9 protein-coding genes are annotated in these 12,664 nt (G+C 66.9%); 1 reads left to right on the plus strand and 8 read right to left on the minus strand.

All coding sequences use genetic code 11. The annotated features are described in order from the left end of the window. A partial coding sequence (locus V2S85_RS22145) for a hypothetical protein (protein WP_330704980.1) occupies positions 1-305 on the plus strand: 305 nt, incomplete at its 5' end. Positions 306-745: 440 nt separating this feature from the next. Here the strand turns inward: V2S85_RS22145 and V2S85_RS22150 are convergent. The 8 genes from V2S85_RS22150 to V2S85_RS22185 form a co-directional block, all read right to left on the minus strand. Beyond that, positions 746-4,081: a UvrD-helicase domain-containing protein gene (locus V2S85_RS22150; protein ID WP_330704981.1), complete on the minus strand. Its 3,336-nt coding sequence runs from the start codon at positions 4,079-4,081 to the stop codon at positions 746-748. Further along, positions 4,081-4,695 (minus strand): helix-turn-helix transcriptional regulator, encoded by a 615-nt coding sequence (locus V2S85_RS22155; RefSeq protein WP_330704982.1) that lies wholly within the window; start codon positions 4,693-4,695, stop codon positions 4,081-4,083. Before V2S85_RS22155 ends, V2S85_RS22150 begins: the two co-directional genes overlap by 1 nt. Next, a complete protein-coding gene (locus tag V2S85_RS22160; RefSeq protein WP_330704983.1) occupies positions 4,695-5,360 on the minus strand; it encodes a sigma-70 family RNA polymerase sigma factor in 666 nt (221 codons plus the stop codon). Before V2S85_RS22160 ends, V2S85_RS22155 begins: the two co-directional genes overlap by 1 nt. 82 nt (positions 5,361-5,442) lie before the next feature. Further along, on the minus strand, positions 5,443-8,883 hold the full coding sequence (locus tag V2S85_RS22165; RefSeq protein ID WP_330704984.1) for an ATP-binding protein: 3,441 nt from the start codon (positions 8,881-8,883) through the stop codon (positions 5,443-5,445). Between the two features lie 2 nt (positions 8,884-8,885). After that, a complete protein-coding gene (locus V2S85_RS22170) occupies positions 8,886-10,136 on the minus strand; it encodes a DNA repair exonuclease (protein ID WP_330704985.1) in 1,251 nt (416 codons plus the stop codon). Positions 10,137-10,288: 152 nt separating this feature from the next. Next, positions 10,289-11,698, minus strand: coding sequence for a hypothetical protein (locus tag V2S85_RS22175; protein WP_330704986.1), 1,410 nt, complete (start codon positions 11,696-11,698; stop codon positions 10,289-10,291). Beyond that, positions 11,695-12,225, minus strand: coding sequence for a Mov34/MPN/PAD-1 family protein (locus V2S85_RS22180; RefSeq protein ID WP_330704987.1), 531 nt, complete (start codon positions 12,223-12,225; stop codon positions 11,695-11,697). The genes V2S85_RS22175 and V2S85_RS22180 overlap by 4 nt, the downstream gene beginning before the upstream one ends. Next, positions 12,179-12,664 carry a DUF7665 family protein gene (locus V2S85_RS22185; RefSeq protein ID WP_330704988.1) on the minus strand — a complete coding sequence of 162 codons (486 nt, stop codon included), beginning with the start codon at positions 12,662-12,664 and terminating at the stop codon, positions 12,179-12,181. The genes V2S85_RS22180 and V2S85_RS22185 overlap by 47 nt, the downstream gene beginning before the upstream one ends.

Genomic DNA, 12,664 nt, shown 5'->3' on the forward strand with positions numbered 1-12,664 from the left:
CGGCGAAATCAACGCCGGGCATGATGGAAATTGGTCCGAACGATGCCCTTGGTGCGCCCCGAAGCCTCGACGTCATCAAACCAGCCCGCTTCGCCAGAAATTACCCGGTTTTTGCGGGTCTCCAGCTCGATACGGTGGAGAGTAGCTTGAAGGTCGCAGGGCACGTCACGTCGGACGTCAAAATCGGTAACCACGAAGGTGCTCCCTTCGGGCACAAAACGGGAATTGAAGCCGTAACAGCCGCGCGGACCATTTCCCGCAGATTTCCGGGACTTTCGCTGCGGACTATCGGCACCAAACCGTAGCAGTTTATCGTAGCAGAACGAACTTGGGGGACCATCTTGCGATGATCCCCCAACGCTCTCAATCACTTGAGAAGTGATGGTGCCAGAAGAGCTTTCTGGGGCGCCACCTAAGCGGTTGATTTCACAACAAAATCATAAACTTGCGAAGTCGCCGAGAGCATTAATAGCACGATCTGGATTCGTGGAAAAGGCTGGACGTGAATGGACGGGTCACCTCGGGTCGCTGCGTTCTTTGATGCACGGCCGGGCCTGGGACATTCCTTCCCTTCGGCAGCGCGACTGGGAACGTCCGGTTATTTGCGACACCCGCCATTCGTTGATCGTCATAAGCCTTTTCGCCAAGGTCTGAGCTTGCGGACGATCCGGAACGACACCTTTCGGGGGCGCAGATTGGGCTAGCGGACATTCGTAACTGAGAACTGGCGAGTTAGCTTCCCGTTCTATGTGCCGCAGATGAAGTAGCACTGGCAGTTTGGGCAGAAGCGCGGATCGTCCGGCTTGGCAGGAAATTGCCCAGCCTCTATCCCGTTGATCGCGCCCTCAAACGCCTTGATGGCCTTGTCCTCCTTGCCGGCTGGGAACTCCCGCGTCTCACCGTCGCTGGGATAATAGGCCCCGACAGAGATCGTCCTGCCCGGAAACCGCTTCTGCGCCGCCAAGCGAAACGCACCGTAGATTGGCTTGTCCCCCTCGCCCTTCGTCTGCCGGCCGGTCCGGATCCGCTGCACGCGCACCACGCCACCGGCCTCTACTAGACGGTCAGGCTCCATCGTGACCGTGCGCCCGGCGATCGTGACGTCGAGTTCCCCGTCGACAGACGCGCCCCCCTCGGTAGCGATGAAGACAGCCCCATTGGCCACCATCCTGTTCGCGGCCTGCCGGTAGTATACCTCGAAACCGTGGCCAACAGGGCCGCGCTCCGCCCAGACCTCATCGAGATACGCCAGCGACTCCGCTGCGCTAGTCGCGACGCCTGCGGCGCGACGGTCCTGGTTCCATGCTAGCGTCCGGCGCACGCAGCGGTGAAAGTCAAGGAACGCGGCCCCGTCGGCGCCGCCGCGCAAGCCCATCAGCTGCTCGTACCGGTATCTCGCGGGACAGCGAATGTAGGTCTCAAGCTCGCTGGCGGAATAGCTGGTCCGCCTCTCGACGACCACGGGCGGTAGGGCGATCGGCGGCGGCACACTGGAGGGAACCGTGCGGGACGTCGCCGGTATCGCAGAGACCGAGTCCAGGAACTTCGACGCCGTCGCGTTCTGCGTGGTGTATTTTACCGCCCGCGTCAGCGACAGATGATCGCGTGCGCGGGACAGGCCGACGAAGAAGAGGCACTCCTCCTCGGCGTCGTGGTCGTCCTTCGCCATGTTCAGCTGCGGGTATTTCGCCAAGACAGGCGTCCTCGAGCCCTTGCGGCTCGCCGGCATATATCTCGTCGCCAACGCGGGCAGATGGACCGCCGGGAACTCCAGCCCTTTGCTGCCATGGATGGTAAGGACGCGCACGGCGTCGATGTCGGTCGCCTCCGCCGATATCGCCCGGTAGACGCTATCTTGGTTCAGCAGCTCGATGCGGCGGATGCGCTCCAGTAGGCGCTTCCTGCTCCCATCGCCGACCGCATCGTGCTCGCCGCATACCTTGAGCAGGTGGTAGATCGCAATGAGCTTCTGATGGTCTGCCGGGGCCGAACTCCGAACGAGGGAATCGAGGTAACCGCCGGTCTCGAACAGCCAACCGGTCAGCATCGACCAAGGCGAGGTGCTTGGGCCGACGAAGGCGAGCTCCGCGCCCAGCTTTGCGAGCCCGCTGCGTCCCGCGTCAGACAGGCCGTCGATCTCGGCGGCCCTCGACAACGCCTGGATGACGGGCAGCTTCTCCGCCGCGGCCCAGGCAATCACCGCCAGGGCGTCCTTTTCAGTCGCGCCGTATGCGGGAAGCTGCGCGACCCGGACAAGTCCGATCCCGCCGAACTCGGCGTCGAGCGCTACCAGCGACAGCAGGTCGCGGATCTCGCCGCGCTCGAACAGGTCGCCGAGATACAGTAGGGGGACGTTGAGCCTCTCGAGCAGCGCGGTCAGGCGGCCAAGCGTGAGATGGCTCCGCGCCAGGATTGCCTGGTCCCGGTAGGGCACGCCAGCGGCCCGTAGCCGCTCGACCCGGTCGCGGATCGCACAGGCCTCGTCCTCGATGGTCGCGCAGACCTCGAGCGTGACGTCGCCGACCGCCCCGCGGTTAGCACGCCACTGCGCCGCCGCCCCACCCGCCATGCCACCGGTGAAGGCGGCGAAGGCGCGGACCACCGGCGTGCCCGAGCGGTAGTTGATGCCGAGACTGAGCCGCTTGCCGTCGAACTCCGCGGTGAAGCGCTCGACGTTTGAGGGCTCGGCTCCCCGGAACCGATAGATCGACTGGCGATGGTCCGCGACCACCCAGATGTCGCGGCAATCATCGACAAACGCGCGCAGGAGCGCGGAACTGGCGAAGTTCACGTCCTGGTATTCATCGACGAGCAGATGGCGGTAGCGCCCGAGTACCTCCGTCCGGACCTCGGTATCCTTGAGCAGCGTGACCGCGTGCCGGATCAGGTCGCCGAAATCTACCGCATCCGCCTCCTCGAGCAAGCGCTCGTATATCACGTAGACATTGCCGACCTCGACCGCCTTCTCCGCGACCTCCCGCGCGGCCTCGTCCGTGTCCGCCGCCGCGAGGTCCGCCTCGGCCGCATCGAGGTACTCCTCCGGACCGATCAGCTCGTCCTTGGCCCTGGAGATCGCGCTCACCACGAACGCGAGTTCGAGCGCCGGCTCGAACAAGTTCTGGTAGTGGCGCAGCGGAAGCTGCTCGAGGTTGGCCTCGAGCAGCGCGAGGCTGGCCGTTGGATCGAAGATCCTGACCTTCTCGGTACGGCCGATCCGGCCCGCGTAGCAGGTGACCAGTTCGAGCCCGAACTTGTGGAAGGTGCCGACCCACATCTCGATCGCAGCGTCGGCATCGACCGCCGACAGTCGCTCGCGCATCTCCTCCGCCGCTTTGTTGGAGAAGGTGAGCGCGAGGATCGAAGACGCCTCGTCCTCCTTCAGAATGCGCGTGACACGTTCGACCAGGGTGCGCGTCTTGCCCGTCCCGGGACCGGCGTGGACCAGGAGAGGCCCGTCAGACCAGTCGACGGCCGCCTGCTGATCTGCATCCAGGTCGTAGACGACGTTCTCGCCCTCCTCGATCTCGTGGCGGACGAGGGGTGGGAGTAGGAGCGCCCGGATGGCCTGCTGCAGCACCAGGTTGCGCGGCAGTCCGAGCCGGGCCGCGATCGCCGACGGCCGAGCGCCGGTGAGGAGCTCGGCCCTCAGCCAGTCCGAAGGACACAAGAACTCGCCCGCGAAGACGTCGGCCTGCACCTCTTTTCGCTCGCGCGAGGAATAGCCGTCGACGCGGGCACCGCCGCTCTCCACGGGTTCGCCGGAAAGCCTCATTGACACGTCGGTGACGTCGCTCTCGGCATCCTTGTGCAGCCGGAAATGGCCGAGCTCGTGCGCAATGACGACAGCCTCATCCTCAATAGTCTGACCGCGCGCGACGTGGACGATGCCGGAACCGCGCTCGAAAAAGCCCAGGACGTTGTCACCGGCCCGCGTGCCCGGATCGAACTCGACGATCTCCAGGTCGTGCAGGCCGGCCATCGCGTCAACAAGCTGGCGGGCTGTCGGAGCGGCACCTGTTTTGGCCAACGCGGCTGTGCGGCAGTCGCGCGCGGCGAGCCGGATGTCGCTCCAAGCGTCCATCAGACGTCGGCCAACCAGTAAGCAATCTCTTCCTCGCTCATCCCGGACGATCGTATGATCTCCTCGAAGGTTCGTTGGTTCACAACCGGCTGACCTACGGACTTGGCGCGGCCACCAAGCGCCGGAATGCGAGCGGCGTGCGCATGGGCGACGTTGAATGCCGCCACCGACACGCCGAGCTCCCGCGATATCGCTGTCGAAAAGCGTGGCCGAAGGTCGCGCATGCGGCCGGCGAAAAGGTCCGCCACGACGACACGCTTTATTGGCAGCCGGCGGGCGAGTTCCGGTTGGGTCAGGCCCGCCGACTTGAGCATGCCATTAAGCGTCGGGCCCGCCTCGGCGGTTGCGTCGACGACCCGATCCCCGGCCTCCGCCGCGAACATGGCGGCCTGCACGCGGCTCCCGGCCCGGGCGATCATGTCGTCATCTAGCTCGACAGCGGCCTCGATGGTGTCGGCCAGCATGGCCAGACGGACGGCTGCGTGCTCGCGGATGTCATGCGCGAACTTCGGGTGAAGAACCACCCAGCGCTCCACGTCGGCGCGGGTTGGAATATCGCATTCCTCGTGGAATGCGATCAGCGCTTCGTCCCTTTCCTGCTGATTGTCTTCCATCACGAATTTCCGATCTTCTTGGTTAGTTGCTTCTGGACAGCCGCGACCCTGGAAGCGGCGGTGTCCGGGCTGATCCCGAGGATGCTCGCGATCGAAGGACCTTTCTTGCTGCTGCAGGGCACCCCCTGCATGTGGAGCATGAAGGCCGCGCGCTTGTCCTTGTCCCGGATGCTTTCCAGGATGCGTTGCACGTAGACTTCCTGCTCCGCATGGGAGAACAACTCGGTCTGCGGATCCGCCATGTCGCCGGGGTCGTCGACCGTGTCCGGATTGCGCTTCTTTGCGATGATGGCCTTGCGCGCGTGATCGATCGAACGCGTGCGGAGCGTGGACTTGAACCACTTCCGGAGGCCCTCGCCGTCGGCGGCGGTCGGCGACAACAGCGCATCCAACATGGCGGCGTGCACGTCCTCGACGACGTCGCGGCCTTGATTGGGGAAAGCGGTCGAAGAGATTTCGCCTCGGATGACCTCCAGCATGCGACGGGAAATGAAGCGGATCATCTCCCGCACGAATTGCTGGTCGACGCCCAAGCGGCGGTAGTTCGCTCGGATCGCCCCGACGATCACCCCTTCCGGGAAACCGGACAGCTGGCCGTGGTTGACGACCAGGCGCCAGCTCTGATGGTCGCCCGGCAGCGGAGGCTCATCGTCCGCGTCACTCATCGGTATCTCCTCCATATCTGGACCTCAAAGACACGAGCGAACACTGACACAGAAAATCCGGAAAAAAAGTTCACCCGCTCGATCATGCAAGCGCGCATTCGGAATGAAGCTCGGCCCCCACCACGGACTTTGCGATCTGGACGAGGTGCGGGTGATGGGTGAAGAACAGCACCTGGGTGCTCCAGGCTACCTCAACCAAGACCCGGAAGCCCGCCTCCGCCCGGCGGTCGTCGAAGTTAACGAATAGGTCGTCGGCGAGGAACGGTAGGGCAACCCCGGCCGCAACCGACTGCTCGAGCGCAGCGAGGCGCAGCGCGAGGAACAGCTGGTCGGTGGTGCCCTCGCTCATCGCGTCGACGTCGACCATCGTCCGCAGGTCGTCGCGGAAGCCCCGGAGCCGGGGGCTGGGACCGTCGGTGTCCACCTTGAGCGTCGCGTAGCGTCCCGTGGTCAGGGTCGAGAAAAGTTCTCCCGCGCGCAGCAGCAACGGATCCTGATGTCGCTCTCGATACCTCTCGATGGCCCACTTAAGCGTAACCGCCTGCGTCCGCTTCAGGATGTAATCCTCGGCGAGCGCTCCCAACTCCGAACGTGCCTGCTCGGCATCGGCCGCCGCGTCGACGGCGGCGGTGCTGCCCGTGTCGAGCGCCGCGAAGGTGGCACGGGCGTCACCGTGAGCAGTTGCGGCCGCATCCACCGCCGCGTTTAGGTCATCGAGACGAGGTTCCAGCATCGCCAACTGCGACGCAACCTGATCCGGGTCGGTTGCCTGAACCGCGGCGACAAGTGCGTCGAGTCCGAGACCGTCGCCTGCCTCGGTGATCGCGCTTTCGGTGGCGGCTACCCCTTCGACCAACGCGCGCTTGGCACTTGAGCGCTCGATCGCCGCGCCGAGCGCAATCCTGTCCGCCGCGCCGGTTTCCGCGCGGAATGGCGCGAGAGCTTCGTCGGTCGCCTTCAGCTTGGCCTGCGCCTCCTGCAGTTCGCCCTGGCGGCGACGGTCCTCCTCGTCCAGCGAACTGTGAAGCGTCGCCGCGATCCGCGCCGCCGCGAGCCGGTCTCGCATCGAGCGGAGACGCTCGGGCACCTCGCCCGCGGCGATGCCGAGCGTGTCGGCGAGCCGTCCCACCGCCGTCGCGTGATCCCGGGTGTCGCGCGCGATGCCATCAATGCGACGACGAAGGAGTGCTTCGGACGAAGACGCCTCGCGAAGCTCATCGAGAAGATCGAGGATGGTTCCGCAGGCGGTCACGTCGATGTCTAGGCGCGCCTCGGCCAACGCCGCGGCCCACGCCGCGGCATTCGTCGTCGCTTCTCCTTCCGCGACGCGAGCCCTTCGGTCGAGCGCGGTAGTCTCGACGCCGACCTGATCCAGTTCCGCCTGCGCCAGCAGGCGCTTACGCGAGACGTCCTCGGACGCGGCGCGGCGCGCCTCCGCCCTAGCGAGCACAGGCCCGATAGGACCGGCGGCATCCGTGGTGCCAAGCGCGGCGGCGAGCGCCGAGCGCGCCGCATCACGCTTGGCGTCGGACCGCTCGGCCTCCGAGACCAGGCCGCGCAGCTCGGTTTGCGCCGCCTCGCACGCGTCGCGGGCCGCCTGCCAGGAATTGAACCTGCTAGGATCCAATGCAGGCAAGCCGGCATCGCTCAGCCGGCGACCCCAGCTGGCAAGGACCTGTTCGTGACGGTCGCGCGCTGACAGTGCGCGGGCCGCAGCCTGCTCGCGAGCGAGGTCGTGCGACGCCCGCGTCCGCTCCAGCAGTGACAACCGGCCCGATGCGTCGGCGGCTGCGTAGCGTGAATCTGCCCGCCCGTCCGCCGCCACGACGCTGGTCTCGAAATCCGCGACCGCGTCTGCCGGAGATGCGAGGGACGCGCCATCCAAGAGGTGGTCGCGGAGCGGCCGCCACAGAAGGTCGCGCTCGGCCCGCACCTCCAGGATGTCCTCGATCGACACGGCTGTCCCGGTCGCCAGCTGCGAGATCTCGAGCGCTGCGGCCGAAGACTGATCCGACGCGCGCTGGGCGGCCTCCTCCTCGCGACGGATGTCCGTGTCCAAGGCCGCGAGGGCGTCGCGCGCCTCCTGAATCTCGGTGGCGTCAACCCTAGGCAGGCGGGCGAGCGCATCCGCATCGCCCGTCCAAGGCGCGAGCCGGGCAAGCGCTTCGGCGGCGCGGCGCCTGGCGGCGTCCAACCTGATGCGCGCGGCGTCGCAGCGGGAGTCGGCGTCGGCGCCCATCGCGCGCGCCTCATCGACGGCTGACGCCAACGCGTCGTCGGCGTCGCCGATCATGTTAGCGGCAAGCGCCGCCTCCGCACGACTCCGCCGCTCATCGATGCGCTGCAGCTCTTCCTGGAGCTGGCGCGCCGCCAGGCGCTGCTCGCCGTCGATACGGGAGAGCTCTCGCAAGCGCGCCGCGAGTTCGCGCGGGGGCTCCGCATCGGCGTTCGGGCCTGCTTCGGCGCGGAGACGGCGGACCGCCACCTTCGCGTCGGCGTGCTCCGCCTCAAGCCCGACCAGGTCGCGCTTCGCTTTGATCTCGGCGCCCGCCTCGGCGATGAGGCGATCGACCTCTTCCGCCTCCCTGAGCACTTGCGCATCGGTCGATACGGCGGCACGCCGGTCGGCGATGTCCGCGCGCAGGCTCTCGGCCGTCGCCATCGCGCGGACCGCCTCATCCGCATCACGGATCAACTCCGCGGCGGCGATCTCGCGCTGACGCCCTAGGTCTACGACCCCGTCGTAGTCGGCGAGTGCAGCCATCTGCTCCTCGCGGCGCCGGACGAGCGGTGCGACACGCCTGACGCGTTCGGCAGACCTGGATTCGGTCTGGACCGCGTCACGATCGCGGCGCGCCACTTCAAGCGCCTCGCGCGTCCGCTCCGTGGCGATCCTGGCGTCCGACCAAGCCTTTGGCTTCAGCGCGTCATCGCGCACGATCCTCGCGGCCTCCGCAAGTTGGCGTTGGACCTGCGTGAACGTGCGGCTGCCGCGGGTGGTTGGGCCCCAGATCGCGTCGGCCTCCGCCTCCAGGCGGCGCAGCTCGTCGGATATACCGGTCAGGCCGGACCCCGCAGCGAACAGCGTGCGACCGACATCGTTCTTCGCCTCGACCATGGCCTGTCCACCCAAGCGGAGCGCCGCCTGATCCAGACTGAATGAGAGGCCGAAAGTGTCGCGGGTCTGGCCTCGCAGCATCGCGGCGAGCGGCCCCTGGTCGATCGCGGCGTCGTCGGCACCAAGCAGCGTGCCGACCGTCCCCTTCTTCCGGCGGCAAGCGAGCGTCGTGCCGCCGTCCTCGAGTACCGCGCCGACGCGGAGCAGCGAATAGTCGAACATGAAATTGTATGGCGATCGCTGGGGAAAGCCGAAGAGCAGGTCCGAAACCGCGGCCAGCGATGTCGTCTTGCCGGCCTCGTTCTCGCCGTAGATGACATGGAGATCGGGACTGCCGGAACGGAAGTCCAGCACGCAGTCCTCGAAGCGCCCGTAGCGTTCGAGCGAGAGGCGGGAGAAGCGCATGCTTAACAATCCCTCGTGAGGCGCGACCGCAGCGCGGTCGACGCGGTGGCTAGGACGCTCGCCCAGTCACCCCGCGTAGCCGCCAGCCGAAGTTCGCCATCATCAGGCTCGTCCAGCGACGTGCTCGCCGCCAGCATGAAGCGCTCGAAGTCGCGACCGATCACGGCCAAGAGGTCGGGATCGGCCGCCGCTCCGTCGATCATCGCGCCAAGGTCCTCGCCGACCACGACCGTCGTCCTCGCCGGTTCGGTCACCTCGACCCGCACCTTCTCGACAAACAGGTCCGGGGAGATAGAGGTGGCGATCGCGCGCACGTCATCGCGCAGCGTCGCCGCGCGGTCGCGTAACTCGCCGGCTGCCGCCGTCTCCCCCACAAGCGTCACGCGCACAATCAGCGGCCGACCCGAGGCATTCATGCCGTGGAGGCCGACGAGCGCGGACCGCAGCACGCCCTCCGCGTCGTCCATACCCACCCCGGCGCAGTTCACGTCGAGGCGCGCCCAGCGGATCACGTCGAGCTCAACCCGCTCCACGAACGCGACCTCGCCGTCGGCCACATCCACCAGGACCGCACCTTTAGCACCGATCTCCCTGATGGTCCGGCCTTGCACGTTACCGGGAAAGACCACGTAGGGCTCGTTGCTGACGACTTCGAACTCGTGAACGTGACCGAGCGCCCAGTAGTCATAACCTCGCGACCGCAGGTCCTCGACGCTGCAGGGCGCATAGTTAGCGTGGCCCTGCCGGCCGGCCAGGGCCGTGTGGAGCATGCCGATGTTGAAGATGTGCGGCTCGGCCGGTGGATAGGCGAGGACAAGGTTCTGGGTAACGGCTGGCGTGGAGAAGCTCTGGCCATGGACCGCAACGGATAGGTGGGCGAGGCGGTGCGTCTCAGGCCGCCTCGAATCAAACAGATGGACGTTGGGCGGCCAAGGGACCGTGCGCGATATCACCGAGGCCGCGTCGTGGTTGCCGGCCAGTAGGAATGCCGGGATACCCGTCTGGTCGAGCCGTCCCATCGCCTTTGCGAAGTAGAGGCCGGTGCCCATGTCGCGCCAATCGCCGTCGAAGAGGTCGCCCGCGATCACGACGAAGTCGACCGCCTCGTCGATCGCGAATTGCACGAGGTTGTCGAAGGCTGCGCGCGTCGCCGAGCGAATCTCGTCAACCGGTAAGCCTTCGTATCTCGAGAGGCCATGCAGAGGACTGTCGAGATGAATGTCGGCGGCGTGTAGGAACCTGAAGCTTGTCAACCAAATCCCCCAAAGTCAGATCGACACCTCATTTTCGGGGCCGCTCCCAAACAAACAAGACGTGTGTGGAAGCAAATCACCGCCACTTACAAGATGTAGGTCTCGAAATGCACCATTGTGTACATCAACGCCATCTGAGCGAACGGCGGCTTTCAAGTTTTTCTGCAAGCCTGGCGACGGACGGTAGCCGGCTCCGGGGGACCGGCGTGACCGATGTCGATGTGGCCGTGGGCGTAGGGTTCGTCTTTGCCGGTGAAAGCGACGGTGTCTTCGAGCGCCATAAGAGACCCTGACACGACCGCCATGGCGTCGGCGCCGTGGAGCCTCCGCAGCAGTTCGCCGACAGCGAGAATCGCGGCGGTCAGTCCGACGAAGGGCACGCCGATCGTGCGCGACGCGATTTGTGTCACGCCGCATCCGTCCACTCCGTTGTCCTTCATCGTCCGGTAGGCCGGCATAGTCGAGACGTCGGGGGCGATCGCCGTTGCCGCGGTGCTTCCCCAGATCGCACCTGCGCGCTTAGGGCCGGGAAAGCTGTGCAGCGAGAAGTTGCGGAACCCCTGCGTCCCGCCGCCAAGGCCAGCTTCCACCACCAAGTCAAAGCCCGCCTCCTCCAAGGCTGCGCGGGCAACTGCGTTGTCCACGCCACACAGTGCGGCGCCGGGCTCGAGGTGGTGGCGCCGAGTCCATGTACCGAACCGCCGCTCCTCGAGCAGAACCTCGAACCCGCGGCGCTCGAGCCAGTCGCCGACCCAGCGGGTCTTCATCGCGGTCGGCTGCTCGGGCACCGCCAGCAGCGAGGTGCTGTCGTTAGACTCCGCCATCCGGTCGAAGTCCTGGAGCATCAGCGTCGTATCCGCCCCTTCGGGATACGGCAGCGAGGCGAGGCACCAAGCGAAGGCCTGGCCGAGGTTGCCGAGGCCGATCAGCCAGAGCTTGGCGGGAAGGTGATTGAGCGGCGGTTCGGTGGGATCGGGGTCCGTCCAGGGCGCGCCCGGGTTCCATATCGACAGGCCCGACGCGCGCCGACCCGCCATGTCGTGGTCGCCGGCATGCCAGGCGAAGACCTCGCCAACGCAGGCGGCGGCGGCCATTGCCGGCGCGAGCGCGAGCGCGTCGCAGGCGGCAGCCGGGGTCCACGATGCGGGGACGACACCGCCGCGCCAGCCCGCCCACCGCAGGCGCCAGGCGGGTGCGGGACTCGCCGGCGGTGCGGCGTCCCCAATAATCGCACGGGGCCAGTCGTCGCGCGTGCGCCCGACGCAGGTTCCGCCGAGCGCCGCGACCGCGGCGCCGAGAGTCGGCTCGGTCGAGAGGGCCGTCACGACAGGCTGGTCCCCAACGCCCTCGACCTCGATACCGCCGAGCATCGTGCGCCGGGCCGCGTTGACCAGGGTGAGCAGCGCGATCTGGCCGTTCAGGGTCGTGGCGCCCGCCACGTCGATGGTTATCGTCATTCCGAAGCGCGAAAGCATGTCGACCGCGTCCTCGGCGGTCGCCGCCCGTCCGCTGTCCATGAAATATTTCGCCGTGCGGTGCAGGCGGTCGGGATCGATCGTCATAGGAACTTGCTCCAGAAGTCGTTGTGCAGGAAGCGGCGCGCGGGGGCCCCGGAATGGTCGGTCCAGTCGTGGTCGCCGCGATATTCGAAGACGCCGAGTATCTCGCGTGGGGGGCGGCCCGTAGCGAAGTTCGGCACGATGATCGCGATGTGGCCTTCGCGCGCGACCATCGGGTTGGTGCGGTCGGCCTCGCTCTGGAACGCGCCGCCCGGATGGGTGTGGACGTCGCCAACGACGGTGAGGCCGCGCGCCCGGCACATCGACCACAGCGCGGCGAACGCCGGGGCGTGGAGGATGCAGACGCCGGAGCAGTAGGCCTCTGGGTCCAGGTCGTCGTAGAAGACAACGTCCTGCACTTCGCGGAGGTCGCCCGTGCGGGCACCAAGGAGGAACGCTCCGGCCTCGTGCCGGCGTTCGCCGCGGCGGTCGAGTTCGGCCAGCAGGCCGGTCCAGCGCTCGGGCCCGAAGCGGATGCCGCGGTTACGCCGCGACAGCGCCCGTGTAATCGTCCTGATTGAGAAGATCATAGACTTGCTCCAAGTAGCAGATGATGCCGCGGGCGGGTTGCCACAGGCGGTTGGGGTGCTGGTTCACCCAGACGTCGTGCCCGTTCATCGAGATGCGGTCGCACGGCAGGTAGAGGCAGGTGCCGCCCTGCCATTCGGGCCGGAAGACCGAGGGCAGGATCAGCTTGCCGCGCGGCCATAGGTGCGCCGCGAGCGGCGCGTCGGTCGCGAGGTTCCACGGCTGCGCAGTGACGGCGACTTGGGGATAGCCGCTGCACTCGAACCGCAGCCCGAACTCGGTTGGCGAGTTCGGGCGCGGCGCGGCCGACACGGCGATGACCACGTGGGGCCAGGCTTGGGAGACGAGGCGCCACCGCCCGTCGAACTGGCCGCACCGGAACTCCGGTGCGGCCAGTTCGCGCACGAGCAGCAGCTGGCTGGGGCTGACAGGCGCGTTCAT

Source organism: Novosphingobium resinovorum, from assembly GCF_036352595.1.
Lineage (GTDB): Bacteria > Pseudomonadota > Alphaproteobacteria > Sphingomonadales > Sphingomonadaceae > Novosphingobium > Novosphingobium resinovorum_B.

Coding starts and splice junctions, on each gene's coding strand:
- V2S85_RS22180 (WP_330704987.1), bottom strand. CDS start 12,225: ATGATCTTCTCAATCAGGACGATTACACGGGCGCTGTCGCGGCGTAAC.
- V2S85_RS22175 (WP_330704986.1), bottom strand. CDS start 11,698: ATGACGATCGATCCCGACCGCCTGCACCGCACGGCGAAATATTTCATG.
- V2S85_RS22160 (WP_330704983.1), bottom strand. CDS start 5,360: ATGAGTGACGCGGACGATGAGCCTCCGCTGCCGGGCGACCATCAGAGC.
- V2S85_RS22185 (WP_330704988.1), bottom strand. CDS start 12,664: ATGAACGCGCCTGTCAGCCCCAGCCAGCTGCTGCTCGTGCGCGAACTG.
- V2S85_RS22165 (WP_330704984.1), bottom strand. CDS start 8,883: ATGCGCTTCTCCCGCCTCTCGCTCGAACGCTACGGGCGCTTCGAGGAC.
- V2S85_RS22150 (WP_330704981.1), bottom strand. CDS start 4,081: ATGGACGCTTGGAGCGACATCCGGCTCGCCGCGCGCGACTGCCGCACA.
- V2S85_RS22155 (WP_330704982.1), bottom strand. CDS start 4,695: ATGGAAGACAATCAGCAGGAAAGGGACGAAGCGCTGATCGCATTCCAC.